This is a genomic window from Saliniradius amylolyticus (assembly GCF_003143555.1).
GTDB lineage: Bacteria > Pseudomonadota > Gammaproteobacteria > Enterobacterales > Alteromonadaceae > Saliniradius > Saliniradius amylolyticus.
On the sequence record NZ_CP029347.1, the window covers coordinates 720,508 to 747,302 of the forward strand.

17 protein-coding genes are annotated in these 26,795 nt (G+C 51.3%); 9 read left to right on the forward strand and 8 right to left on the reverse strand.

The genetic code is table 11. From position 1 onward, the window contains the following. Positions 1–449 precede the first annotated feature (449 nt). From HMF8227_RS03455 to HMF8227_RS03480, 6 genes are all read right to left on the reverse strand, one after another. Positions 450–3,167, reverse strand: coding sequence for a TonB-dependent receptor (locus tag HMF8227_RS03455; RefSeq protein ID WP_109338854.1), 2,718 nt, complete (start codon positions 3,165–3,167; stop codon positions 450–452). Between the two features lie 274 nt (positions 3,168–3,441). Beyond that, entirely contained in the window at positions 3,442–5,772 is a 2,331-nt protein-coding gene (locus HMF8227_RS03460; RefSeq protein ID WP_109338855.1) for a TonB-dependent receptor, read from the reverse strand. Between the two features lie 213 nt (positions 5,773–5,985). Then, positions 5,986–7,320, reverse strand: a complete 1,335-nt coding sequence (gdhA, locus tag HMF8227_RS03465) for an NADP-specific glutamate dehydrogenase (RefSeq protein WP_109338856.1) — start codon at positions 7,318–7,320, stop codon at positions 5,986–5,988. 120 nt (positions 7,321–7,440) lie between these two features. Beyond that, positions 7,441–8,268, reverse strand: a complete 828-nt coding sequence (locus HMF8227_RS03470; RefSeq protein WP_109338857.1) for a class I SAM-dependent methyltransferase — start codon at positions 8,266–8,268, stop codon at positions 7,441–7,443. An 86-nt stretch (positions 8,269–8,354) separates the two neighbouring features. After that, positions 8,355–9,839 carry a dGTPase gene (dgt, locus tag HMF8227_RS03475; RefSeq protein ID WP_109338858.1) on the reverse strand — a complete coding sequence of 495 codons (1,485 nt, stop codon included), beginning with the start codon at positions 9,837–9,839 and terminating at the stop codon, positions 8,355–8,357. After that, the gene (locus HMF8227_RS03480) at positions 9,836–10,237 is read right to left on the reverse strand and encodes a hypothetical protein (RefSeq protein ID WP_109338859.1); all 402 of its coding nucleotides are present in this window, start codon (positions 10,235–10,237) and stop codon (positions 9,836–9,838) included. The genes dgt and HMF8227_RS03480 overlap by 4 nt, the downstream gene beginning before the upstream one ends. Positions 10,238–10,481: 244 nt before the next feature. Between HMF8227_RS03480 and HMF8227_RS03485 the strand changes: the two genes are divergently transcribed. The 5 genes from HMF8227_RS03485 (at position 10,482) to HMF8227_RS03505 (ending at position 19,499) form a co-directional block, all read left to right on the forward strand. After that, the gene (locus HMF8227_RS03485; protein WP_109338860.1) at positions 10,482–11,975 is read left to right on the forward strand and encodes a SulP family inorganic anion transporter; all 1,494 of its coding nucleotides are present in this window, start codon (positions 10,482–10,484) and stop codon (positions 11,973–11,975) included. After that, the gene (locus HMF8227_RS03490) at positions 11,975–12,841 is read left to right on the forward strand and encodes a universal stress protein (RefSeq protein WP_109338861.1); all 867 of its coding nucleotides are present in this window, start codon (positions 11,975–11,977) and stop codon (positions 12,839–12,841) included. The genes HMF8227_RS03485 and HMF8227_RS03490 overlap by 1 nt, the downstream gene beginning before the upstream one ends. 137 nt (positions 12,842–12,978) lie before the next feature. After that, a complete protein-coding gene (locus HMF8227_RS03495) occupies positions 12,979–13,770 on the forward strand; it encodes a substrate-binding periplasmic protein (protein WP_109338862.1) in 792 nt (263 codons plus the stop codon). A 125-nt stretch (positions 13,771–13,895) separates the two neighbouring features. After that, positions 13,896–16,730, forward strand: coding sequence for a hypothetical protein (locus tag HMF8227_RS03500; protein ID WP_109338863.1), 2,835 nt, complete (start codon positions 13,896–13,898; stop codon positions 16,728–16,730). A 117-nt stretch (positions 16,731–16,847) separates the two neighbouring features. Next, positions 16,848–19,499 (forward strand): TonB-dependent receptor domain-containing protein, encoded by a 2,652-nt coding sequence (locus HMF8227_RS03505; RefSeq protein ID WP_109338864.1) that lies wholly within the window; start codon positions 16,848–16,850, stop codon positions 19,497–19,499. Positions 19,500–19,650: 151 nt separating this feature from the next. Here HMF8227_RS03505 and HMF8227_RS03510 read toward each other — a convergent pair whose 3' ends face one another. Continuing rightward, entirely contained in the window at positions 19,651–20,775 is a 1,125-nt protein-coding gene (locus tag HMF8227_RS03510) for a PQQ-dependent sugar dehydrogenase (protein WP_109338865.1), read from the reverse strand. A 92-nt stretch (positions 20,776–20,867) separates the two neighbouring features. On the opposite strand from HMF8227_RS03510, the gene HMF8227_RS03515 reads away from it, so the two are divergent. Further along, complete coding sequence (locus HMF8227_RS03515) at positions 20,868–21,305, forward strand: hypothetical protein (protein ID WP_109338866.1); 438 nt, start codon at positions 20,868–20,870, stop codon at positions 21,303–21,305. A 128-nt stretch (positions 21,306–21,433) separates the two neighbouring features. Here the strand turns inward: HMF8227_RS03515 and HMF8227_RS03520 are convergent, their stop codons facing one another. Then, positions 21,434–21,754 carry a DUF6170 family protein gene (locus HMF8227_RS03520; protein ID WP_162558481.1) on the reverse strand — a complete coding sequence of 107 codons (321 nt, stop codon included), beginning with the start codon at positions 21,752–21,754 and terminating at the stop codon, positions 21,434–21,436. A 215-nt stretch (positions 21,755–21,969) separates the two neighbouring features. Between HMF8227_RS03520 and HMF8227_RS03525 the strand changes: the two genes are divergently transcribed. From HMF8227_RS03525 to HMF8227_RS03535, 3 genes are read left to right on the forward strand one after another with little or no spacing between them, the layout of a single operon-like run. Then, positions 21,970–24,705, forward strand: coding sequence for an SLBB domain-containing protein (locus HMF8227_RS03525; RefSeq protein WP_109338868.1), 2,736 nt, complete (start codon positions 21,970–21,972; stop codon positions 24,703–24,705). An 8-nt stretch (positions 24,706–24,713) separates the two neighbouring features. After that, positions 24,714–25,139, forward strand: a complete 426-nt coding sequence (gspG, locus tag HMF8227_RS03530; RefSeq protein WP_109338869.1) for a type II secretion system major pseudopilin GspG — start codon at positions 24,714–24,716, stop codon at positions 25,137–25,139. Beyond that, complete coding sequence (locus tag HMF8227_RS03535) at positions 25,136–26,791, forward strand: GspE/PulE family protein (protein WP_204101027.1); 1,656 nt, start codon at positions 25,136–25,138, stop codon at positions 26,789–26,791. Before gspG ends, HMF8227_RS03535 begins: the two co-directional genes overlap by 4 nt. Positions 26,792–26,795: the final 4 nt, after the last annotated feature.

The window sequence follows — 26,795 nt, forward strand, 5'->3', positions numbered from 1 at the left end:
TGCAAAGGTAAATCAAGGCTAGCTTCTTATTGATACTCACCGCCGCTGTTAGTTCGTCATTCCTGCCCCTGAGCAGGAATCCACTGCTTAAGATGACTTAGGTGTGTCGGGTAGCGCTTAAGTAACATTATCTGGTTCCCTATGGATACCTGCTTCGCAGGCATGACGGTGTTGGTGTAGCCCGTGCAGTTAATTCAGCTTTTAATAAGTCATTCCTGCCCCCGAGCAGGAATCCACGGCTTAAGATGACTTGGGTGTGTCGGGTAGCGCTTAAGTAACATTATCTTGGCTTCCTATGGATATCTGCTTTCGCTGGCATAACAACTAAAGAAGAGCGAGACTTGGGTGGAAAAAATAAAAAAGCGCCGCTCAAATGAGCGGCGCGAAAGATCCATCGAGAGGGCACTCAGATGGACACAGGACCAGGACCAGGGAGTCCAACCCGTTAACTAGAACTTCACTGACACGCCAGCGTAAGCGCGGCGCCCATAGTTGTATTCGGACAGCAGTGCACGAGTGCCTTGCTCCGATTCAACAAAGGTTTTCTGATTCTCATCGGTCAGGTTCAGTACCTGCAATGTCACCGAGACATTGTCGTTGATGTCGTAGCCGAAGTTGGCATCCCACTGACCGTAGTCGTCGGTGTAACGGTCGATATGACGGGCGAGGCCAGCGTAGTATTCACTGCGGAACGTGTAAGATAACCGGGCCAGAATACCACCGGCCTCATAGTAACCGCTGAGGTTATAGGTATCCTCTGAGTTATTCGGTAATACCGCGCCTTCCTCGTCCATATCGGCTTTCTGATAGGTGTAATTAGCCAAGGCGCCAAAGCCGTTACCAAAATCATGCTGGAAATTGATTTCCACCCCTTTATTGGTGCCGCCGGAACCGTTAACCGGGGTTCTTAGCTCCATCTGAGAGATGCTGTAACCCACGCCTTCTTCGTCCAACACATTGACGTTCTCATCATCTGGGAGCAGCACATTAGTCTCGACCATTTCCTCGGTCACATAAGATTTAATGTTCTTGTGGAAGTAGGCCACCGACAGAATGGAGGCATCGGAGAAATAATATTCCGCCGAGAGATCGTACTGGTCGGCCTCGGTAGGGTTCAGGTGAGGGTTACCCTGAATGCCGCCAGTGCGCGAGTAAATTTTACGCTGTGCCAGTAAGTCGTAATCCGGACGGGACATGACGCTGGCGGCGGCAAAGCGGATAATCACCTCATCGCTCCAGTCGTAAGAAATATTCAGACTTGGCAACACATCGGTGTAATCGCGATCGACCGTAACTGGAGATTGCGCTTCGGCCAGTCTGTCGCCGGGGAACCAACCGTCCGGCTTAAGAATGTCAAAGCCGATGCTTTGCTGGTCGGTTTTCGCCACTCGAACCCCGAAGTTACCCTGCCACTTGTCATGGTCGAAGTTGGCCTGAACGTAGGCACTGGTGACTTTTTCGTTGATGTTTAAGGCGTAAGCGGGATGCCAGTAGCTTCTTAGCAGGCCGACTTCCTCAAACGCACCGTCCATTGCGTTAAAGTCAAAGGCATATAAATAGGGCTGTTGACCACTGCCCATAAAGTCATTCACTGTACCATTGGCGTAACCATTGAGATCGATGGACTGTACCCCAAAGCCGGGGTACAGGCTTTCCAGATAGGCCGAACCACTGTACTCCTCGTTATAAGAGAACCACGGATAATGCTCGTTTAGCTGTACCCGGGAGGTCTTGTCATGGTCGCTGTATCTTAAGCCCGCATCGATGGACGTAAACCAGCTGTGATTTAGCAGGTAGTTAAAGTCAGTCTGGAAGTAGACCTCTTCTTCGTCGTTGACGTAATTCTTATCGGCAATGTAAACGCCCACATAGTCTTCGGCAGTGGTATCCGGGCTCAGAGTGAAGTCGATCTGATCACCGCTCATATCGAAGCTGGCCTGGCTTTGGGCCTCAAAATCCAGCGCACGAATGGAGATAGCGCCATCGGCCTTGGTTACACCGGCCTGAGCTGTGAGGGTAAAATCAGTGGCGTTCCACTCAAACTTCAGGTCGTGTACCCGGGTGTCGTAAGCGCCTTTCTCACGGGTTGAGCGATAACGTGATTCCAGAAAGTTACCATAATGATGCCATCTGGGATCGGCATTGAGGTCGTTATTGTTGGGCGACAGGTTGCCTGAAGTCATAATATCACCGTCAAGCTGTCCGCTCAGGTCGGCAAAGCTACTCTCGCCGATCCATACGCCATTGGCAAAAAACTGATTGGTTTTATCGGCACTGGAATAAAGATTATTAAAGGTCAGCAACTTGTCATCGTCGAACGCATACTGGATTGCCGAGGAAAAGGTGGTGAGCTCTTTATTCGCGTTATAGCGAGACGCGTTCACGTCACGCGGGGTATAAACAGTCTGGCCATCGATTTCATGTAAGTAATTGAAGCCTGTACCGCCCAGCCCATCGCGCTGAGTGGTGGTTTCTTTGAGCACACCGCCAAGGTTAAAGCCAAGGCGCTCATCCTCACTTTTCCAGGTATAAAAACCGGACAGGGTCGGACTGTGTTCGCCGGTGGTTTCCTGATAGGTGTCCTTGATGGAAAACGCCACCGAGTTGGCCTCGGCATCTAAAGGACGACGAGTCTTCACAATCACAGTGCCCCCCAGGGAGCCTTCCTGAACTTTGGCTTGTGCCGATTTGTGGACTTCCAGTGTATCGATAAGCTCAGTGGGCAATAGTGAGTAGTTAAAGCCACGAGAGGCTTTAACGATTGAGGCCGATGCCGTTGCAGAAGCCACACTTTGGCCATTAAGCAAAGTCAGGTTCAGGTGAGGCGCGGTACCCCGAATACTGACCCGGTCACTCTCGCCTTCAGACCGCTGCACCTGTACCCCAGCCACTCGCTGCAGTGCGTCGGCGACCGTTTGGTCGGGGAATTTACCGATGTCTTCCGCCGAGATGGCGTCGACGATGGTATCGGAAAAGCGCTTGATGTTCAGACTCCGTTGCACTGACGCTCGATAGCCTTTGACTTCAACAATCTCGACATCTTTCTTGGCATCTTTGTTGTCTTCGTTATCTGACTGTTGTGCGTAAGTTGCACCGTGAACTCCGGCACTTAGCAATAGAGCGACCCTGATGGCGCTGGCGGTTTTTTTCAATGCGTGTGACTTCATACGCTTTCCCTCGAGTTGGAAACAGGTTGTTAACGAGGTCAACAAAACTAAAACAATGAATAAATAATTTCAAATAAATTTTATAATAAAGAATATATGATTCTTTCTGTGGTAGGGATTTATCGATGAATGACAGCGCAGGGCGCATGGGTCTCAAGAAGCGCAGAGTCTGCATAGCGCTTTACTTTAATGGTTCGGAGATGGAAGAGAGAATGGAATAAAAAAAACGCCGCTCAGTTGAGCGGCGTTTTGAAGTGAATGGCTTTACGAATACTTAGAACCGATATCCTACGGTCAGGTGAACGGTGCGCGGATCGCCGTAGTAACCTATCAAGGTGGTATCACCACCTAAGCCTGGCAGGTAGCTGCCATCTTCGGCTACACCGACAAAGTCGTAACCGCCGACCAGGTATTCCTCATCTGTCAGGTTTTTGCCGTGCAGGCCTGCATACCATTTACCGTCCATGCTTTCCCAGGTAACGCTGAGGTTAACCGTTCCATAGGCATCTTGAAGTAGCAGGTCACTGGTTTCAAACAACCGGTAATCGCCACGGTGATAGTAGTTGGCATTCCAGATAAGCGGGCCAAAATCGGTATCCATATAGTAGCTTGCCGAGATGTTGGCAGTGAGATCGGGTGTATTCGACAGGCCTAACAGAGGTGGAACAGCGTTGTTTTCCTCAATTTCACCATCCAGATAACCCAGAGCAAGGTCGAGCGTCAGGTTGTCGGTTGCCGCATAGGTGATCTCGGCTTCAACCCCTTTTGCAGATGATTCTGCCACATTCGACAGGAACTGGTTCAATGCCGATGCGTCGTTTGGATCGCCGACAATACCCACATACTGACGATCTTTGTGATCCAGTGAGAACAGAGTGATGTTGGTACGCCACACATTGCCCCAGTCCTTCTTCATGCCCACTTCGAAAGAATCAACTACTTCAGGGTCTGCAGCAGGCTCATTGAGTGTAGCCCTTGGATTAAAGGTACCGGACTTGAACCCTTGTGAGTAACTGGCAAAGAAAAGCGTGTCTTTGTCTAGCTGATATTCAACTCCTAAACGAGGAGTAAAGCGTGACCAGGTCTCGGACTTAGGTGCATCGATAGTCCCATCGCCATCGGTGTCGGTACCCAACACCATTGGAACCAAGTCGTCAGAACCTATAACACCGTCTTGACCAGTCCCCGGGCGTTCATAGCCGGGGATCCAGCCACTGGAGGGATAAACATTATCAAATACCAGACCGTTACTCACCCAGGCTTCTTTCTCTTCCTCGGTATAGCGCGCACCCAGAGTCAGGGAGAATTTGTCGGTAAAGTCGATAGTGGTTTGAGCATAGGCCGCTACACTATCACTGTTGTTACATCCGTTCACTTCGCGAGTTAAACCCGGCGCTGCACCTGCAGTGAGAGCCCGGCCTAAAACACCCAGAATCGCATCGAAGCGTCCGCAAGACTCACCCTCATAGGCATACAGGCCACCGACGACCTTATAGTTGCGACCAAAATAGCTTGCCTGTAGCTCGTGGGAGGTGTTTTCATCATCGTAAAAGGCGGGCACATCGAAGATATCCAGCGGCGTGTTGTCAAAGTCGATGTTGATGGGGGAATCCCCCTCACGAGAGGCACCAATGTATTTCACAGAGAAATAGTCGGTGACATCCCAGTTAACGGTTAAGCTGTAGCCTTCCAACTCTACACGGGTGCTGGTGGGTAAGCTGGTGTAAGAGTCGTACTTGCTATCCGGAACGGGCGCATCGGTTAACAGGCTGGGTAACAGTCGGTAACCTCCCTTGGAGTTCGATTTATCGTCGGTACGATCCCAGGCAAAACGCATAAAAATATCATCGGAGGGGCGGTACTCCAGTGTGAGGCGGTAGGCTTCTAAGTCCTTGTTGTAGTTTTCTTTGTCCTGATTGGGTAATGCAGAAACAAGGAACTCGCCAAAACCATCGCGGTTAAGATTGCCGTAGCCATAACCCAGATATAAAGTGTCATCCACTAACGGAATCTGACCGGTGACTTTTAAATCACGTTGATTATAAGAGCCTACCGTTCCTTCAACATTAAGCTGCATGTCGCCGGTCATTTCTTTGGTGACGTATTTAACCGCGCCGCCAATGGTATTCTTACCATACAGGGTCCCCTGTGGACCACGCAAAACCTCAATGCGCTGAACGTCAAGCAAGTCCAGTACCGCTCCCTGCGGGCGAGCCATATAAACATCGTCAATATAAATCCCCACACCCGGCTCATAGCCCCAAAGCGGATCTTGCTGGCCCACCCCGCGGATAAAAGCAGTCAGTGTTGAGTTAGTAGCCCGACTCGTTTGTAGGGTGGTGTTGGGTGAAAACTGCTGCACTTCCGTAAGTACTGAAATACCGTTTTCTTTTAACTCCATCTCGCCGACGGAGGTTACAGCAACGGGCACCTCCTGAAGGCTCTCTACGGTTTTACGGGCCGTGACTTCGATGCGCTCGAGGCCCTTGCCTTTTTTGTCGTCGTTCTGTTGATCATTACTGTTGTCTTGAGCCAGAGCCTGACCGCTAATAGCGGTGGCCATGGCCAATGCGAGAGTACTGAGTTTTAGGCTGTGCTGTTGCATAGCGTGTGTCCTTTGCATTGTTGTTATGGTGTTAACAGGAGGTAAATATCATTTCGAATCTGACTCTAGCCTAAAACGGGTAAAAAATACTCTGTACTATAGTGTTATGCTTTGGGATAGCAGGAGTGAGGAACAGCCAGGCCGCAGGGGATCGTTACCACCGATACCACCTGCGGCTGTTAGAGGAATGAGTGTCGGAGCAGCATTGGTTAATCAGGTGATACCGAAGCTCACCAAGGTTTCAGCAACGCGTTTAAAGCCGGCAATATTGGCGCCTTTTACATAGTCTATGTGTTCGTGCTCCTGACCGAACTCGACACATTGCTGGTGAATGCGCCGCATAATCTCTTCAAGGCGCTGTTCAAGGTGGTCTCGTTGGTAGCTCATGCCCATCCGATTCTGAGTGATCTCTAACCCCGAAATCGCCACACCGCCTGCATTACTGGCCTTGCCGGGGGCATAAAGAATTCCCTTATCCTGAAACAGTCGCTGAGCCTTATCTGTACAGGGCATGTTAGCGCCCTCTGCGACCAGCCAACAGCCATTGTCCAGTAATTTATTGGCACTGCTCTCGTCCAGTTCGTTCTGTGTCGCGCAGGGCAGGGCGATATCGCAGGGCACAGACCAGGGCTGCTCATTCTTATGCCATTTGGCCTGGTCGTTGTTCATAAAGCTCTCAAGCGAGTGGCGACCACTTTTAAGCTCATGGATGGCATCCAGATCATCGGCGGTAAAACCGGCTTCACAGGTTAAGGTGCCATGACTGTCGGACAGAGCGACGACTTTACCGCCCAGTGTGCGCACCTTATCAGCCGCGTGCAGCGCAACGTTACCGGCGCCGGAAATGACCACTTTTTTATCCTGAAGATGATCATCAATGCGCTCCAGCATATTGACCACAAAGAGCACCAGTCCGTAGCCGGTGGCCTCCAGTCGCAGCTCACTACCGCCGCTACTGGGGGGCTTGCCGGTTAATACCGAACCGGTGTTGTTTTTAATCCGTTGGAAGGCGCCTTTCAGGTAGCCAATTTCTTTGGGGCCGACATTGATATCGCCAGCGGGAATATCCACATCCGCGCCCAAATGGCGGTGCAGCTCCAGCATATAAGCCTGGCAGAAGCGCATGATCTCGCGGTCTGATTTGCCGTGGGGGTCAAAGTCGGCGCCGCCTTTGCCGCTGCCCATGGGTAAGCCGGTGAGTGCATTTTTGAAGGTTTGCTCGAAGGCCAGAAACTTTAACACGGACTCATTGACCGAGGGGTGAAAACGCAGCCCGCCTTTGTAAGGACCAAGAGCGTTGGACAACTGAACCCGATAGCCGCGATTGACCCGGACCTCACCATTGTCGTCTTCCCAGCACACCCGGAAGCTGATGGTGCGGTCAGGCTCGGTGAGTCGCTCCAAAACCCTAAAACTATGATATCTGGGATGCGCTTCCAACTCGGGCCAGATACAGCGGGCCACCTCCATAACGGCCTGCTGAAACTCAGGCGCGTTGGGGTTGCGCTGCTCAAACCATTGTTGAAAATCTTCAAGGCTCTGACTCATGCTACCTCCGTTGATGGTTTCGGATGGCTACGGCGTTAGGCTGTAAAAAGATTACTGTATACTGGAGTAAGAAAATGGGCGGCCCGGACTTGGCCGCCCAATGTGAAATAGCCTGGCCATTTATTGTGCCGCAGGTTTAACAAATTTTAAGGTCATGCGGTCACTCTCACCGATGGCAAGATACTTATTCTTATCCTGCTCTCCCAGGCGCAGCGAGGGTGGCAGTGTCCAGACGCCGCGAGGATGGTCGGCGCTGTCTTTGGGGTTGGCGTTGATTTCTGACGTAGCCGCCAGTTTAAAGCCGGCCTTCTGAGCAATGTCGATCACATAATCCTGTTTCATATAGCCGGACTTATCCTGAGCATCTAGAGTCCGCCCATCGGGCAGCCGGTGGTCGACCACTCCCAGCACACCGCCTGGTTTCAGCGCGTCGTAAAAGGCGCTAAACGCCGCCAGTAGCGTCTCTTCGCCGCGACCGTTCATGTACCAGTTGTGCACATTACGGAAGGTCAGCACCCGATCGGCACTGCCTTCAGGCGCAATCGCCAATTTTTCCGGCGGAGCAAAGGTGGTCACCTCTACGTCGCCATAGACCTCTGGGTTGGCATCGAGCTTTTGCATAAATTTTTTGTAATTGCGTACGAAGTAATCCACATCTGAATTGGGATCGAACTGGGCCGCATAAAGCTTGCCGTTGTCTTTCAGGTAAGGGGCCAGAATTTCGGTGTACCAGCCGCCACCACCGGGCCAGATTTCCACTACCGTCATATCTGGCTTAACCCCGAAGAACTCTAAGGTCTGTTCGGGGTGACGGTATTCGTCACGCTGTGTGTATGCCGGGGTGCGGTGTTCGCCATTAATGGCGTTATGTAGGGGTGACTCATGGGCGTTCGCCAATGGGTTGACCAACAATCCCAGCGTCAATCCAATGGTAGCGAGTGACTTCATACAGACTCCTGTATTTTTAAATAAGGTTAGGCTTTAATTACGTCCATTAACCATATGGGATCTTAATCGTTTAGCAAGTAAAACAATTATTTAACCGACAATGTCTGATATTCCTCGAGGGCAAACTGGTCGGTCATGCCGCTGACCATATCCAGTAACAATCGGCAGCGGTAATAACTTTCCCACAGTGCAAAATCCACAGCCTCTGTCGTTAGCCTTTGTAAGGCGTTGTGATAAGCGCGCACATGCTTGCGTGGCAGCCGTTTGGCCAACCGGGATTCGACCAGGTATCCGCGGGCTCCCTGAGCCAGAACCGCCTGGAAGGTGTCGGCATCCAACTCAAGCAATGGCCGGTAATAGTTCAGCAGACCGGTGATGATCTGGTAGCCCTGAAGCTCCAGGGTTTCCACCTCTGAGACACTGAAAATATGCTTGATGGCGACTCTCTTGAAGGTGTCGATGATGCGGTGGTTGAGCGACTCGTCTTCCAACAAGGCGCGATTCAGCTTGCCGTGGTAGACGGCCTCGATGTTGTCGATAAAGCTGTCGGCGGCGTGATTGACCAGAGGGTGAATCAGATTGACGCGCAGCCAGACAAAAAACTCATGTTCCTTGTTCACAGCTTCTTCGTTGGCCCGCTTAAGCGCGTATTCTACAACTTGTCGGAAGCTGCGCTCGCCATGACTCCCCAAGAAGGTTTGTTCTGCCAGATTGCTATCGTCGTCAAAGGTTTGAATCAATAACTCGGCCAGCCGGGTATAGCTGAGCAGGCCTTTTTCGACACCATCCTCAAGATCGGCCAGACAATAGGATATATCGTCGGCAGCTTCCATCAGGTAGCTGCTGGGGTGACGGTGTCCCTCGCTCATGTTGAGGGTTTGCCCAAGCTCTCGGATGAAATCTTGCTCGGAAAGATAGTAGCCCGGCTTTTTCTGCAGATAAGACAGAGGTTCGGAGGCTTGTGGTTTTGCAGTGGTAGCCGGGCGGGTATATTTTAAAATGCCCGCCGTCTGCAGGTAAGTCAGGTTCAGGTTGAGCAGGTGATGCACTAAGCGTATGGCCTGGGCATTGCCTTCGAATTGGCAGAGATCACGTATCAAGTCGCTTTTCAGCTGACTGTCGCTGGTGCTCCTGAAGGCACCGAGTTGGTCAATGTGCTGCTCAAACCAGCGAATAAAGGCGGCTTCGCCGAAGTGCCCGAAAGGCGGGTTGCCGATGTCGTGCATCAGGCAGGCCATTTCCACCTGAGATTCTAACAATCGCTCCAATCCGTCCAGACCGTAGCGCTCTGTCTCGGGTCCCAGTTTGTCGAAGATGGTACGGACAATAAAACGGCCGGTTTGTTGTACTTCCAGCGAGTGGGTCAGTCGGCTGCGCACCGCGGCATTGCGTTCTAACGGAAAAACTTGCGTCTTTTGCTGCAGACGGCGGATGGCGGCGGAGTTGATAATTCGTCCGCGATCACTTTCCAGTGCCCGTTCGAGTGCTTTTAAACTGTCCGCATCCTTAGGTGGTCGAGAAGGTGGGTGCGGGCGCTGAAGGCTAAACTTATTGCGAAAGTTGATGGTCACAGATAGTTCCCTATTCTGGGCTCCAGGTTGATAAAAAAGACAGGGTAAATACCGTCGATAATCGGAGTGCTGATGTTGGTCGCTACACGGTAGCGTCTTTCATCGCCTTTTATGTCGGTGATTCGAGCATCAACGCTGACCTTATCCTGTTCGCTATCAGCCGCAAGCTGATACTCCAGCTCCCACTGTCGCTCGACGGCTTCCCGGTAGTCCGGATCGGGGTAGGCTTTTTCCCACCAACGTTGTTTATCCGGGATATCTTCCTGTGTGTAACCGAACTCCTGTGTGAACAGTGGATTCAGGTGATGAACAAGATGGGTATCGTCTTTATCTACTTTCACCAGAAGTGCTGGGATAGGCAAGCTGTCGACAAAGCGTTGGTAGTCTGCGAAGTCCATGACATTGCTCGAATAGTGGTTGAGTCTTCTAGCCTAAACCAGAAATGATTGGGTTAAAAGCAATCGACTTGTGAGATGGTGCGTCTATCCGTATGATCCCTCTCGCTTGTGAGCGTCAGTCCGATTAAAACAACAATAGCCTACCGACTGCTGTCGGCGTCCTGCCGCTACGCTCCCTTTTAATTTTCAGTCTGGCTTTATTAAGCACCGACTGGCTGACTCATTAACATAGAACGGGTATCGCATGTTATTCAGTTCCACCAAACAAGACTGGCTGGGCAACATCCGGGGCGACGTGCTCTCTGGATTGGTTGTTGCTCTGGCATTGATTCCAGAGGCTATCGCCTTTTCCATTATTGCCGGGGTTGACCCTAAAATTGGCTTGTATGCTTCTTTTTGTATTGCGGTGATCATCGCTATCGTGGGTGGTCGGCCGGGCATGATTTCGGCGGCGACCGGCGCTATGGCGTTGGTGATGGTGACGCTGGTGAAAGAGCATGGATTGCAGTACCTTCTGGCTGCCACTATCTTGACCGGTATTTTGCAGATTCTGGCGGGCTATCTGAAGCTGGGTGAGCTGATGTCCTTTGTGTCTCGCTCGGTGGTAACGGGCTTTGTGAACGCATTGGCGATTCTTATTTTTATGGCTCAGCTACCGGAGCTGACCAATGTTACCTGGCATGTCTATGCCTTAACTGCGGCGGGTTTAGGTATTATCTATTTGTTCCCCTATGTACCTAAGCTGGGCAAGGTACTGCCTTCGCCACTGGTCTGTATCCTGGTGATCACGGCAGTAACCCTGAGCTTGGGACTGGATATTCGCACGGTGGGCGATATGGGAGAGCTGCCCGATACCCTGCCGGTATTCTTACTGCCCGATGTCCCTCTGAACTTCGAGACACTGGCGATTATATTTCCTTACTCGGCCGCCCTGGCGGTAGTGGGGATTCTCGAATCACTGATGACGGCCACCATTGTGGATGATCTGACCGACACAGAAAGTGATCGTAACCGCGAATGTAAAGGCCAGGGCGTGGCGAATATTGGCGCGGGATTGCTTGGTGGCATGGCAGGCTGTGCCATGATCGGTCAGTCTATTATTAATGTGAAATCCGGCGGCCGCGGCCGCTTGTCGACCTTCTGTGCCGGTATCTTTCTGCTGATTATGGTGGTGTTTGTCAGTGACTGGCTCAAGCAGATCCCAATGGCGGCGTTGGTAGCGGTGATGATCATGGTATCCATCGGAACCTTTAGCTGGGACTCGATCAAGAACCTCAAATCCCATCCGTTGTCTTTTAATGTCAGTATGTTGGCGACAGTGGCGGTGACGGTCTACACCCATAACCTGGCTTACGGGGTGTTTGTGGGTGTTCTGTTGGCCTCGGTGTTTTTTGCCAACAAGGTCAGCCACTTTTTGTATGTCACTTCTACAACCAGTAAAGATGGTGGTACGCGCACCTACTCGGTGATCGGTCAGGTCTTCTTTAACTCGGCGGACAAGTTTGCCGACAGCTTTGATTTTAAACAGGTGGTTGATAAAGTGATTATCGACCTGCACCGGGCCCACTTCTGGGATGTGTCGGCGGTGGAAGCGCTGGATAAGGTGGTGATCAAATTCCGCCGTGAAGGGGCTGATGTGGAACTGATTGGCCTGAACGAAGCCAGTGAGACAATTGTGGATCGCTTCGGTGTGCACGATAAGCCGGAAGAAATTGAAAAAGTTGTGGGAGGCCACTAATGGCGGCAACAGACCAACCTAAAGTATTGGCAGGCATCGATGGCTCCAGCATTAGTGCCTCAGTGACCGATTACGCCGCCTGGATAAGCCAGCGGGTCGGAGTGCCTCTGAAATTACTGCATAACATCGAACACAGGGACACGCCTGCGGTGGCGGACTTATCCGGGAGCATCGGGCTGGGCAGCCGGGAAATGCTGCTCGAAGAACTGACCGAGATGGAGTCGCGCCGCAGCAAGATCATGATGGAGCAGGGTAAGGCCATGCTCACTGCTGCCACCGAAAGGGCGCAGTCTCAGGGTGTGACTGAGATTGAGCAGTGCCAGCGCCACGGTGGCCTTGCCGAGACCCTTGTAGAACTTGAAGAGCAGATCCGGGTGCTGGTGTTAGGCATCCGCGGAGAAGAGCACGACGAACAGTCCGGCAAACTGGGGCATCAACTGGAAACGGTGATCCGAGCCCTTCACCGTCCGGTGCTGGTAGCCAATTGCGACTTTGTTGCCCCTCAGCGACTGTTACTGGCTTATGACGGAAGCGAGGCGGCCGACAAGGCTCTGGAAATGCTCGCGACCAGCCCGCTGTATAAAGGCATTCATTGCCATGTGGCCCATGTTTGCAAAGACGATAAGCAAGCGGATGCACTATTGAATAAGGCCTCTGAGCGTCTGAAACAGGCTGGTCTGGAAGTGACGACCGCCAGGCTCAATGGTCTGCCGGAAGAAGAGTTGCTTAACTATCAACAGCAGCAGGATATTCATCTGATCGTGATGGGGTCGTTTGGCCACAGCCGTTTGCGGGAGCTGCTGCTTGGGAGCTTTACCTTAAAAATGCTGATGAAGGCTAAAATTCCCTTGCTGTTGCTTCGTTAGAGGTAACTGCGATGAGAAAGTGCAACGCTGTCTTCTTATATAACGGATTGTTAGGTGCTTAACGAAAGAAAAACTAAGTATCTGAGGTAAGTAAGCTATTTGTATATACTTACAGAGAAGCTTATAGGACGGATACTGTGCGTTGGGTATTATTTGTTTTAATACTGGCTGCGTCGGTTGCTCACGCAAAGCAGTTGGTCGTGGCCTTTGGACAGGATAAGCCCCCCTTTGTAATAGGGAAAACTCGCACAGGCCTTGAGGTAGAAATATTTCGTGCCGCATTGAGTGCAAGTGACTATAGGATGGTCATTGTACACATGCCCAACAACAGGTTGCACAGGGCTGTGCAGAATATGCCGAATATTGACGCGGTTGCGTCGGTGTCAAAAACGGTGGAGTCTAAGAACTTTGTCGAGAAGTTCATTTACTTTCACAACTATGCGATTTCAAAAAAGCAAGATGGTGTTGTTTTAAACCAGATACCGGATCTTAGAAACTATTCCGTGGTGGCCTGGCAAGAGGCCTACTTAGTGCTTGGCAATCTATTCCGTCAACATTTCCACCCCCAAAAGAATAAGCATTTCAATAACTATTACCGGGAGCTGGCGAGCCAGAAGAGTCAAAACGCCATGTTTTGGCTCGGACGAGCCCAGGTCATCCTGGTGGATAAAACGATTTTCCGTTGGTACCGCGAACAGTTGTCTATTTCGATGGATACGGGGGATGAAGTGGTCTATCACGACTTGTTCCCTGGTAAGACCTGGTATGGCGCTGAGTTTAGGCACCCTGAGGATAAACAGGTTTTTGAAAAAGGTCTTGAAAGTATCAAGTCTTCCGGCTTGTATGATCTGCTCTATCAAACGTCAACTCAGCTAGACGCTGAAGATTCTCAAGAACTTAACAACAAGCTCACAGATACCACCCCCTAAAGCTTTTTGCATGGACCCATGAAAGTTTTGTGACAACGCCGTGGTGTAACAAAACTGTCACCATGCTCCGTTAGGCTCTCTCCCGAATTTTTAAATTACGACCAAAATTCAATTTGGAGAGCTCGATGGAACTTACTTCTTTATTTAAAGCATCAGCAGTCGCCGCCGCTCTGGCCCTGGCTGGCTGTGGTGGTGATATCAATATTAGCGAAGGCGATATTGATAACAGTGTGACTAATAACAACACTGGTGGTGACTCTGGTAGTGGCGGTGACACCGGTGGTGATTCTGGCAGCGGCACTGATTCTGCACCCGGTACCAGCAGTGACTTCTTGTCGGGTCAGGTGTCTGATGCTTTAGGTCAAGACGTTGAAGTTCGTGTATTGTCGGGCCGCTTGACCGCCGACTCTGGTACTTCATCCAAATCCGCTGGGGTGACTGCGGTTCCGGATAACACGATTACCTTGACCAACGATACGGTATGGGCGTTGGAAGGTCCGGTGTTTGTTGGTAACGATAAAGCCGACAGCGTCAACCTGGTGATTGAGCCCGGCACGATTATTTTTGGTCGTACCGGTGCTGATTACATGGTAGTCAGCCGTGATTCCGCCATCACCGCAGAAGGTACGGCGGAAAACCCAATCATCATGACCTCCTACAACGATGTTCTGGGCGATGAAGTCGGCGCCGGTCAGTGGGGCGGTCTGGTGATTCTGGGTAATGCGCCCTCAACTAAGTGCCCTCAGGACGGTTCAGATTGTGCTCTGCAAGTTGAAGGCGCCGAAGAAGGTGCCGTATTTGGCGGCACTGACACCGAGGATACGTCAGGTACTCTGAAATACGTTGTGGTTAAGTATGCTGGCTTTGAAATCGCACCAGATAACGAACTCAACGGCATTACCTTCGGCGGTGTGGGTGCGGGTACCACCGTTGATTATGTTCAGGTGCACTCTAACGCCGATGATGGTGTCGAATTCTTCGGTGGTAACGTCAATGCCAAGCACCTGGTGCTAACGGCGAACCGTGATGATTCGGTAGACTGGGACAACGGCTATCAAGGTAAGCTGCAGTACGTTTACGTCGAGCACGCCAAGAATAACGGCGAAGGTAACCGCGGCATCGAAGGCGATGGTGACGGCGGTGATGGTACCAACTTCTCTAATCCTATGGTGTCCAACCTGACCATCATTGGTAACGACTACGACACCGCAGACAAAGACTCAGAGGGTGTTCTGCTGCGCGACCAGACTGGTGCTCAGATTATGAACATGCTGATCACAGGTTCTGCCGGTATGGGTGAGTGTCTGGAGATGGATACGGACGAAACGGTACAGGCGAACCTGACCGACGGTGGCCTGACCATCAGCAACTCAGTGATTTCCTGTAATGAACCTTTCAAATTTGAAGACGGTAATGTGGATCTGAATGACTGGTTTGTGAATCAGCAAGATAACAACCAGCTTATCGCTTACGAAAACCGTGCCAACCTGGGTCTGAATCAGGACGGAACTCTGACGTCCGAGAGCAGCCTGCTGGAAGCCGGTGGTGACCCGGCGCAGATGATGGATAACTTCTTCGAGTCGAACACCTTCGTGGGTGCGGTTAGCACCAGCGGCAACGACTGGCGTCAAGGCTGGGCCTTTGGTTTCGGCGGTGGCGAAGTGGGTGTGGTTGAGTCTGCATCAGGCTGCCCGGAAGGAACCACCACCATCACGTCTGTTGATGGCAGCACCACCACCTGTCAGGTTTCTGGAAAGATTACCGCTGACTTAACGCTGACCGAAGGCAACCTGTATGCCATTTCGGGTGCAGTATTCGTGGGAGGTGACAATACCGACAGTGCTACCCTGACCGTTGAACCGGGTGTGACCGTATTTGGTGAGTCGGGTAATGACTACCTGGTGGTGAGTCGTGGCTCCAAACTGGAAGCCAATGGTATGGCCGATAAGCCCATCACCTTTACGTCTCGTCAGCATGTTGTCAGTGGTCTGGCTGCCGGTGAGGCAGGTCAGTGGGGCGGTATGATCCTGCTGGGTAATGCGCCTTCTACGAAGTGCCCTCAGGATGGCTCTGCCTGTTCACTGCAGGTTGAAGGTGCTCAGGAAGGTGCCGTATTTGGTGGTACTGACACCGAAGATAACTCCGGTACGCTGCGCTATGTTCGCGTGATGCACGGTGGTTTCGAAATCGCGCCTGATAATGAGTTAAATGGTATTACTTTCGGCGGTGTGGGTTCAGGTACTACGGTTGAGTATCTGCAGGTACACAAAAACGCCGACGATGGTGTTGAGTTCTTTGGCGGTAACGTACAGGCCAAATATCTGGTTCTGACCGGTATCCGTGACGACTCGGTAGACTGGGATAACGGCTTTAAAGGCAAGATGCAGTACGTGCTGGTTAAGCACGATGCCAATGACGGCGAAGCCAACCGCGGTATTGAGGGTGACGGCGATGGCGGTGATGGCACCGACTTCTCTAACCCCATCGTGGCGAATATGACCATCATTGGTAACGCTTACGACTCGGCAGACAAAGACTCAGAGGGTGTACTGTTGCGTGACCAGACCAACGCTCAACTGTACAACTTCGTTGTTACTGGCCCTGCAGGCATGGGTGAGTGTTTTGAAGCTGACCTGAGCGACGGCGATACCACGCTGGAGCAAAACATGGACGGCACTCGCAGCCCGCAAATGGTGTTCCAAAACTCGGTACTGGCCTGTTCTGAGACCATTAAGAACTCTGGCGACTTCGACCAACAGGCCTGGTTCACCGGTCAGGAAGGCAACAGCCTGCTGACAGAGTCGGATGCCGTTGTAAATGGTATTTACACTACTGATAGCACCACTCCTGCTGACGTCAACGCTGTTGATAGCTTCTTCGACACCGTCGACTTCATCGGTGCAGTGAAAGACGCTGACAATGACTGGACAGCAGACTGGACAGTTGGTCTGCAGGACTAACGCCGACTGAGTAACCAGCATAAGGCAAGTACGTTGCATCTGTGGCGTACTTGCTTTCATTTATGCACCTGGCGTATCACGCGCCGATTAAGAAACGCTATCGAATGAGGTTGAGATATGAAAAGGCCTGCTAACAGGTTCCTTCTGAAACCACTGAATCTGGCTGTGATCGCAGGACTGTGCGTTCCAGCAGCGACCGCCTTAGCCCAGTCTGAGGAAGATAAAGTCATCGAAGAGGTTGTCGCTACCGGCACTCGTCTGAAAGGCACTGCGTCAGCGGTGATGCAAGAGCGTAAAAACCAGGCCTTTGTGGCCGACATTATGGGCGCCGAACAAATTTCTCGCACCGGTGACGGTGATGCCGCCTCGGCGCTGCGTCGTGTGACCGGCCTGACGCTGGTGGATGGTAAGTTTATTTATGTCCGTGGCCTGGGTGAGCGCTACTCGAGTACCCAGCTCAATGGTGCCAGTGTGCCAAGCCCCGATCCGACCCGAAATGTTATCCCACTCGACTTGTTCCCGGCTGATATTATCGAGAGTCTGTCGGTGCAAAAATCGTTCTCTCCGTCCATGCCCGCTTCTTTTGGTGGCGGTAATGTGGATGTCCGCCTGAAGTCGATTCCGACCGAATCAGTGCTGAACTTCTCGCTTAGCACCGGTTACAACTCCGAAAACTCCGATAATGGCCTGACTTACAATGGCGGTGACGATGACTGGCTGGGCAAAGATGACGGTACCCGTGCCGCTCCCGAGGCCATTTTAGAGCGCTGGGAGTCGAAAGACTTTTTGGACAATCTCGACCAGGCCACTGCGTTGGATTTGTTCTCGCAGGTGAAGCGCAGCTATGGCCCTAAAGAAGACAGCATTGGCCCGGATGCCGGCTTTAGTCTTACCGCCGGTGACAGCGTGGACTTGACCGACAAATGGCGTGTCGGTTACCTGTTAACCTCGGCCTATGACTCTGAAACGGAGGTGTCGCAAGAATACGAGCTGCAGCAAGCAGACAGAGTGCAGGACGACATCATCATTTCTCGCTTCTTCGATGAGATTAACACCACCGAGCGCACCGTGCAGTGGTCCACATTGCTGAACCTGGGTATCGACTATGACCGCAAGCACCGTATCGATTACAGCTTGATCGTACTGAACGACACCAAGGACGAGATCAGTGAAAAGTTCGGCCACACCGAGAATCTCAGCGTGTCTGAAGGTGTGCGTATTCGGGATATGGAAGTACAGTACGAGGAACGGACGCTGTACACCAATCAGTTTAAGGGGATGCATACGTTCCCTGAGCTGAACTTTGCCGGGCTGGACTGGTATTACTCGCTGGGCCGCTCTGTGCGTTATGCGCCGGGTAGCATGGAAGCGCGGTTTATTATTGAGGACCAGGATCAGGATGGCCTGTTTGGGGGCTCAGACCCTATCTCTCTGATCGATGCCCAGACCGCCGGACGTTACTCGTTCCAGAACCTGCATGATCGGGTCGAGAACTATGGTTATAACTTCAACTACCCGATGACCCTGGGGCGCTGGGAAACCGAGTTTAAGTTTGGGGCTGATTTTGTCACCAAGACGCGTACCGCCGAAAACCGTCGTTTCGACGTCAATACTCTGGCCTTTGCCAATCGTGAAGATTTACTGGGGGATAATTTCGGCGACATCCTGAGTGACGATGTACTGGCCAACGGCGAGTTTAACGACAACCGCCCCATTATTCGCGATACCACCATTGCCGGGGATGATTATGTGGCCGGGCAAAAGCTGGACGCTTACTACTTCGAAGCGGATTTCTTCTTCGATAATAAGTGGCGCTTTACCGGCGGTGTGCGTTGGGAGGACTTCCGTCAGGTCGTCGCCCCCTTTGACCCGCGCAGCAACCAGATCGATATCGACGATGAAGCGGATCGCTCACAGCTGGCCTTCGAGGAAGATGCCTTCTACCCGGCCTTAGCGCTAACCTACTTCCTCAATGACGATATGCAGCTGCGTGCCAGTGTTGGTGAAACCGTTGTGCGGCCCGATCTTCGGGAAGTGTCCTCGGCCACCTATATCGATCCCCTGACCGAATTTCCCATCGCCGGGACACCCGGTCTGAAAACCACGGACATCGTTAACTATGATCTGCGTTGGGAATGGTACCGTGAAGCGGGCAATAACCTGTCGGTGGCGTTATTCTACAAAGATATGACCTCACCCATTGAGTCGGTGCAGTCGCCGGCGCAGGATGGTCCGCCGCTGATTCGGATCGCTAATGCCGAATCCGGTGAAGTGCTGGGTGTGGAAGTGGAATTCCTACAGGGCTTGGAGATCTTCGGAGACGGTATCTGGGATAACCTGTTTACCTCGGGCAACATCACCATCAGTGACTCTGAGATTGTACTGGATCGCCAGAATATCGTTGAGCAAACCGGTGTATCGACAGCGATCACTAATACCACTCGCCGTTTGACCGGTCACTCCGAGTATGTGGTGAACCTACAGCTTGGTTATGACTCCGACAACGGTGAACACTCCGCCTCCTTGGTATACAACGTGTTTGGCGAGCGTATCCTAATCCCGGGTATCGATGGTTTTGACGATAATTATGAAAAGCCATTCCACTCGCTGGATACGGTGTACAAGTACTATCCGGACTTCAACACCACGATTACCCTGAAGCTCAAGAACATTTTGGGTGAGGAAAAGGAAATCGAGTTTGAAGACACGCTGCTGCGCTCTGAAACCAAGGGCACGGAAATTAGCTTGTCGTATAAGTACAATTTCTAGTCAGTACTTACTATCTATGAAAAGGCCGGTCCCAGAGACCGGCTTATTTTTGCGTGAAACACTCAGCCTTACTAGCAGGTGATCTCGGTGGTCGGATTGCGTTAGATATCGTCATACCAGCGTAAGCAGGTATCCATTGGTTAAGTCCGGCTTAGTTCTCCGCTCGACTCACTCTCAGCAGGCGGCCTTGCTTATCGTCGGTGAGTAAGTAGAGTTCCCCCTGATGACCAATATCAATATCCCGGAGCCGCTCGCCGATTTCGGAAAATAAACTCTCCTGAGACGTCATCTCCAGCCCGTCCAGTCGCACTCGGCGAACCTCTTTGTATTTTAGTGCGGTGGAGAGCAGGTCACCGGTGAGTTCGGGAAACATCTCGCCGTAATAAATCACCAAAGAGGAGGGCGCAATGGATGGTGTCCAGTCCACAAAGGGCTGTTCCATACCCGGGTACTCGGTGTGTGGGGTGATCTGGGCACCGGAATAATCAACCCCATAAGTAATCACCGGCCAGCCATAATTGTTACCCGCTTCAATGATGTTAATCTCATCGCCGCCCTTTGGCCCATGTTCGTTGGAAAATAGCGTCTTACGTTTTGGATCCCAGGCCATGCCCTGAGGGTTGCGATGACCGATACTGTAAATCTCTTTTAAACTGTTTTCTGCAGGCCACGAGGGGTTGTCGCTCGGTACGCTGCCATCGTCATTCAGACGGATAAGCTTGCCGAAATGGTTGTTGGTCTTCTGGGCTTGTTCCCGAAAGTCGAAGCCATCGCCCATGGAGAACACCAGGCTGTTGTCGGGTAGAAACGCCATGCGGCCGCCGTAATGCACCGGTGTGTCTTTGGCGGGCTGTGAGGTAAAAAGAATCTGGATGTCAGCCAGCTTGTCGTCGTCCAGTTGTGCTCGAATCAGTCGAAGATGATTGGCGTCATCGTTGCCATGGGCATAACTTAGGTATAGCCAGCCATTGTTGGCATAATCGGGGTGCAGACGAACATCCATTAGTCCCCCCTGGCTTTTAAAAAATACCGGTGGAATATTGTGTATCTGGGTCTTGGCACCGCGGGTGCTTACCCGATATAGCTGACCACTTTTTTCAGTGATCAATAGATCGCCATCGGGCAGTTGCTCGACGGCCCAGGGATAGTGGAAATTCGTCGCCACCTCGATGATGGAATAGGCTGTAAAGTTGGCCCCGGGCGCACCTTGAGCCAGTCCCCCCGACGTCATCAACACGCTACATATCGCGGTAGCTCGGGTTAGGCAACGAATCATGCTACCTCCTTAACAGAGTAAAAAATGTTATTTCTTAAACACTTGTGTAAGATGATGCTAGTATTTTAGCAGGTATCGGCGTTGGGGGCGCAATGGGGAAGTTGGTTCGGTTCATTATAGCGGCATTGGTGTGTTTTACCCTTGCCAGTATCGCGCACACGCAGTTTGTTTTGGCGGAAATGGCCTCGGTTGATGTCACGATCCAGTGGTCAGAGCGCCTGCAAATGACGTTCAAGGACTGGCTGGGCCTGCTGCCTACCTATGGAATCATCATCGGTCTCGGCCTGTTATTGGCATTTTTGGTTGCGGGTGGAATTGAGAAAGCAACCAGACCCATGCCAGCGGCTTTCTATGGCCTGGCGGGGTTTGTGGCGTTATTGGCAATTCATGCCGCGATGCAACCCATTATGGGCATTACCCTGATTGCTGGCGCAAGAACACTGGCGGGGTTGCTTACTCAGGCTGTTGCCGGTTTTGTGGGCGGTTGGCTGTTTGTGCAAATGCGTCCAGCGCCACGGCGCTGGTTTTAACTCCTTTACGAAATTAATTCTTCATTGCCACCGTCTCAGACTGGCGTCTGCCGTACGTTGGCAATGCCCTTACTCCCTAACTGAGTCGTACCTGCTCGTATGCAGCAATGATAGAAGAGCCCATAATGCTAACCCTCCTCAGATGCTTGTTTTACCTTCTCGATATCGGTTTGCTTTATGTGCTTACTGCAAAGCTGGTGATAAATCGGCTTTAGCACCAATGGGTAGCATAGTAGTGCAACGATGACCCCAAAAATGGCTCGCCAGTCTTCGGCCACCCGATACAGGCACACAAAGCCACCGATAATCGCCAGTAGTTTGATCAGGTTGAGTGTGAGCCGCTCAATGCCGGTCAGTCGTTGAGCTGCTATCTCGATTACGGCCAAACGTTGACGAAAGCTGAGCGATTCCAGCCCGGGGAGTGTACGTGTCGATATGTGGTAACTCATAGTTAGTCACAGAGTCCAATGCAGAGCCGCTTTGAATTCTAGTACGGCGAAAATGAAAAAGGCGTTTATAGTAGCAATCAAATTAAAAGCTGTCGTCCTATGCGAAGCTCGAATCCGATGGTGTGAAAATCCGATTGTCCAGCTTCGACAATCTTCGGTAGAATAACGCGGCTTTAAATGACTGTTTGACGAATAAAAACTGGGCGAATTTTTCAATGAGTTTACTACGGACTGTAACAACGCTTCTTATCCCTTTGCTGCTGATTTCCGGTGCTGCAAATGCTCAGACGCTGTCTCAGGAGCAAATGCAGCGCTTTAAGAATATGTCTGCGCAGGAACGTCAGCGAATGGCTTCCCAGCTTGGGATCGACATGTCTTCACTTGGCAATATGAACCAGCAAGGTTCAGAGGCGGGCCAGGGCCAACAGCAGCAGGGCATGTATCCACGTGGTACCCAGTTTGATCAGTTTGGTAATCCGATTGAATCACAGGAAGATGAACAGGAAAAAGAGCTGGAAGAGCAGGAAAAAGACAAAGAACTTAAACTTTACGGGGCACAGTTGTTTTCGGGTGAGCCCTCTACCTTTACGCCGATGATTAATGCACCGGTTCCCGCCCACTACATTGTCGGGCCCGGTGATACGGTGAATTTGCAGCTTTACGGTAAGGAAAACCAGGAATATCAGTTGCCAGTGAACCGCGATGGCACAGTCAAAATTCCTCAGATCGGCCCACTTAGTGTGGCGGGAATGAGCTTTTCAGAGGTTAAGCAATTTCTGGCCAATCAGATAAAGAAACAAATCATCGGTGTGGACGTTGCTGTGACTATGGGGGAGTTGCGCACGATTCAGGTGTTTGTGATGGGCGAGGCTTATAAGCCCGGCGCTTACAACGTCAGTTCCTTGTCCACCATTACCCATGCCTTATTTGTCAGTGGTGGTGTGTCTGATATTGCCTCGCTGCGTAATATTCAGTTAAAGCGTGCGGGGAAACTGGTTAACACGCTGGATCTTTATGACCTTCTCAATGCCGGTGACAGCTCCGATGATGTGTTGCTGCAGTCCGGCGATGTAGTGTTTATCCCAGCCGTTGAAAACACGGTTACCGTCGATGGTGAAGTGCGCCGTCCGGCTATTTATGAGTTGAAAAATGAGCAGGATCTGTCTGAGGTTATCGCGCTGGCGGGTGGCATAAAGCCCAATGGCTATGCCAAAGCCATTAGTGTCAAACGTTATAAAGAAGGGGTGCAAGTTCAGCTTACCGGCAATCTGTCTGATAACAATATTGATGTCAGAAGTGGTGACGAAATCCGTGTACCGAGAGTATCGCCCCATGTCGCGAACGCTGTGACGCTGATCGGTGCTGTCGCTAGGCCCGGGAAATATCAGTGGCACTCTGGTCTTCGAGTATCCTCGATTCTCGGGGATATCCGTTCAGACTTGCTGGAGTCAGCGGACCTCAGTTATGTACTCATTTTGCGTGAAAAGAATGCCAATGGTGATCTCAATGCACTGCAGGTAGACCTGACCGAGATAACGGCAGGCCAATCAGGCTCCGACCCGCTCCTTAAACAAAATGATCGGATACTGGTTTTCTCCAGAAACGAAAGTGAGGCCATGGGGGACGTTAATCTGGAAGATTTGGCCTACACCCGCGAAGAGCTGGATGAAAACGAAAAGGAAAAGTGGGAAAAGCGCATTGAGGAAAAGCTTTTTTGGCAACAATTGGGCTTAAACGAAGATGCTGAGGATGATCGCTACAGCGACGAAGAACTGGAAGCGCTGGCCAATCAGACGTTGATTGAACTGACCGAAGCAGAAAAGGAAAGTATTTTAGAGTTTAAAGATGCAACCTATTTCTCCCGCAAGCGTATGCTGGCCCCAGTCATTGCCAAGCTCAGAGAACAGGCAAGGCTAGGTGAGCCTCTCCAACTGGTTGAGATTGTGGGAGAGGTTAAGGTGCCCGGCGTTTACCCGCTGCCAGTTAATGGCTCTATAGTCGATCTGGTAAAGGCCGCCGGAGGCTTAACCGAGTCGTCCTATGAAACAAATTCGGAAATTACCCGGACGGTACTAAATCAGGACGGCCAGGCAGATGTAAAACACATAAACTTCAATCTCGGCAAGGTATTAGCCGGGAACCAAAAAGACATAGAGCTTGTCAGTCGTGATCGGATTAACATTTTTACGATTCCGGACTGGCAAGAAAACCTTACCGTAGAGGTTAGAGGCGAGGTTAAATTCCCCGGCGAGTATACGATTCGTCGCGGTGAAACCATGACCGACTTGTTGACGCGTGTCGGAGGGTTGACCAACTACGCTGACCCAAAGGCCGCAATCTTTACCCGGGAAGACTTGAAGGAACAGGAGAAGGAAAACCTCATCAAACTCACCGAAGAGCTGCGCAAGCAAATCGCTTCGGAAAGCTTGCGCAAACAGGCCGGTGCGGGCGAGATGGTCAGTTACGATGAGGCCAAAAAGTTACTGCGAGATTTAACCCGGGTTGAGGCTGTGGGACGTTTGGTTATTGACCTACCGGGTATTATTCAGGGAAGTGATGAGAAAGACGTTATCTTAGAGGATGGAGACACCCTGTATGTACCAGGCGAAAGTCAGTCAGTCAGCGTAATTGGTGAGGTTTATGTTCCCACGTCGCACCTGTACAGTCAGAATGTCTCTTATGAGGATTACATTAACAAAAGCGGTGGTTACAAGGAGCTGGCCGCACAGGAGCGGACGTACATTATTCGTGCCGATGGCTCAGTGGTGGTGCCCGGACGTGATGGCGGCTTCTGGTTTTCAGGCGGGGCCGGAGATAGCCAGATTCAGCCGGGGGACACCATTGTGGTACCCTTTGACTCCAGTCATATGGATAACCTGACATTATGGTCCAGCGCGACCCAAATTGTTTATCAGATCGCAGTGTCTATCGCGGCGATTGGAAGTATATAGAGGTAGATATGTTACTAAAACAGCGTCGTGAGAGCGTTAAAACTCAAAGTGGCTTTACATTGGTAGAGCTGCTGATTGTTATTGTTATTATTGGGTTGCTTGGTTCATTGGTTGCGCCTGAGATGTTTTCAAAGGTCGGCTCATCCAAGCAGAGTACCGCCAAGGCTCAGATGCAGATGTTGGAGACATCACTGGACACCTATTATCTGGATATCGGTCAATACCCAGAGAGTCTGGATGAGCTATGGCAAAGTGATAAAGAAGGCTGGGACGGTCCTTATGTGCGTAAACAGGTTCCTAATGACCCTTGGGGAAACCCATACATCCTTGAAGTGCCAGGACCCAATGGTATGGCCTATCAAATCCGGTCGCTGGGCAAAGACGGCCGGGTTGGTGGTGAAGATGAAAATGCGGACATAGAAGTGGGCCGATGAGTCTGGAAACGATATTACAAGTTCACTTTGGCGTTTCTGGCATTGACCTGGAAAAAGCTAAGGCCTATCAAGCCAAGCATGGGGGACGACTTGAGAAAATCCTGGTCAATATAGGCAGTATTTCTCAAGAGCAGCTGGTCGATATTTATGCGCATTTATTAGGCGCCCAGATCCTCTCTGAAGAGGACCTGGAACATCAGCAGTCTCAAACGGATTTGCCGGAGAGTCTGGTTTCCCAGTTCATTGATCTCGGTTGGGTTCCTCATTCAAAAGAGCATGAGCAGTATCGCTTTGTTACCAACGACCCTCTGTGCTGGGAGGCGAATCAGCTCGCGTTGCTGAAGGGGATTACGGCCAAGCCTCTTCTGGCCCGAAAAGCCGTCGTTGATGCGCTGGCGGCGAGCATTAAGTCTCAGCAAACTGACAGCAGCACTGATTCGGTGCTGTCTGAACTTGAAGAAGATAAGCTAAGAGAGCTTGCGACAGAAGCGCCCACGGTGAATCTTCTTAACGGGCTGATTGCCAAAGGGGTAAGTTTAGGCGCCTCTGATATGCACATCGAGCCTGAAAAAGGGAAGTTCCGGGTTCGCTATCGAGTGGATGGGGTGTTAAAAAAAGAAAGTTACCTGCCAGCAACATTGCAAATGGCGGTGCTTTCCAGAATTAAGATCCTCGCCAATATGGATATCGCCGAGAAGCGCCGTCCTCAGGACGGAAAAATAGAAACCAAGATATCGAATACCGAGTTGGATATTCGGGTCTCCTCGCTTCCGCTGAGCCAGGGGGAAAGTATTGTGATGCGTTTTCTTAAGAAAGACGCCATCACTTACGATATGAACGTATTGGGTATTACTCCGGATTTACGAGCAAGGATTGAGGAAGACTTGCAGACCACCGCCGGGGTTATCTTACTGACTGGCCCGACGGGCAGTGGTAAAACAACCAGTTTGTATACCTTTTTGCATGAGCTTAACCGCGAAGAGGTGAAAATTATCACACTGGAAGACCCGGTTGAGTATCAACTTCCAGGGATTAATCAGGTGCAAGTGAATGCGGAAATCGGCTTCGATTTTGCCGCGGGATTGAGAAGTATTGTTCGACAGGATCCAGACATCATTATGTTGGGTGAGATCAGGGACAAAATCACGGCACAAATTGCTATGCAGTCGGCACTCACCGGGCATTTGGTTTTCAGTACCGTTCACACCAATGACGCGCCGAGCGCTTATACACGTTTGATTGACCTAGGCGTTGAAGAGTTTTTGCTCAACGCGGCCATCGTGTCAGTGATCGCTCAGCGGCTAGTGCGCAAAGTCTGCTCTCACTGCAGTGAGCCTGTTGCTTTGGAAGCATTGCCGTTGGCTGATCGAGTTCGGGCAATCATCGAAGACTTTCAGGTCGAGTCTCCTAACCTTGTTGCTGCAAGAGGGTGTGAAGAATGCGGACACACGGGCTACAAGGGACGTTTGGCGATCTTGGAATATATGCGCTGCGATGATGACATCCGCAATCTTAATAAAGACGATTACTTTATCCCCAAGGCAAGAGAGATAAATAAAAAACAGGGTGGAAGGACACTCATGGAAGATGGCCTGTTAAAGGCGCTGAGGGGGGAAACTACCGTTGAAGAAGTTCTCAGGGTTTGTGCCTGATGCC

Coding starts and splice junctions, on each gene's coding strand:
- HMF8227_RS03455 (WP_109338854.1), bottom strand. CDS start 3,167: ATGAAGTCACACGCATTGAAAAAAACCGCCAGCGCCATCAGGGTCGCT.
- HMF8227_RS03460 (WP_109338855.1), bottom strand. CDS start 5,772: ATGCAACAGCACAGCCTAAAACTCAGTACTCTCGCATTGGCCATGGCC.
- gdhA (WP_109338856.1), bottom strand. CDS start 7,320: ATGAGTCAGAGCCTTGAAGATTTTCAACAATGGTTTGAGCAGCGCAAC.
- HMF8227_RS03470 (WP_109338857.1), bottom strand. CDS start 8,268: ATGAAGTCACTCGCTACCATTGGATTGACGCTGGGATTGTTGGTCAAC.
- HMF8227_RS03480 (WP_109338859.1), bottom strand. CDS start 10,237: ATGGACTTCGCAGACTACCAACGCTTTGTCGACAGCTTGCCTATCCCA.
- HMF8227_RS03485 (WP_109338860.1), top strand. CDS start 10,482: ATGTTATTCAGTTCCACCAAACAAGACTGGCTGGGCAACATCCGGGGC.
- HMF8227_RS03490 (WP_109338861.1), top strand. CDS start 11,975: ATGGCGGCAACAGACCAACCTAAAGTATTGGCAGGCATCGATGGCTCC.
- HMF8227_RS03500 (WP_109338863.1), top strand. CDS start 13,896: ATGGAACTTACTTCTTTATTTAAAGCATCAGCAGTCGCCGCCGCTCTG.
- HMF8227_RS03505 (WP_109338864.1), top strand. CDS start 16,848: ATGAAAAGGCCTGCTAACAGGTTCCTTCTGAAACCACTGAATCTGGCT.
- HMF8227_RS03510 (WP_109338865.1), bottom strand. CDS start 20,775: ATGATTCGTTGCCTAACCCGAGCTACCGCGATATGTAGCGTGTTGATG.
- HMF8227_RS03515 (WP_109338866.1), top strand. CDS start 20,868: ATGGGGAAGTTGGTTCGGTTCATTATAGCGGCATTGGTGTGTTTTACC.
- HMF8227_RS03520 (WP_162558481.1), bottom strand. CDS start 21,754: ATGAGTTACCACATATCGACACGTACACTCCCCGGGCTGGAATCGCTC.
- HMF8227_RS03525 (WP_109338868.1), top strand. CDS start 21,970: ATGAGTTTACTACGGACTGTAACAACGCTTCTTATCCCTTTGCTGCTG.
- gspG (WP_109338869.1), top strand. CDS start 24,714: ATGTTACTAAAACAGCGTCGTGAGAGCGTTAAAACTCAAAGTGGCTTT.
- HMF8227_RS03535 (WP_204101027.1), top strand. CDS start 25,136: ATGAGTCTGGAAACGATATTACAAGTTCACTTTGGCGTTTCTGGCATT.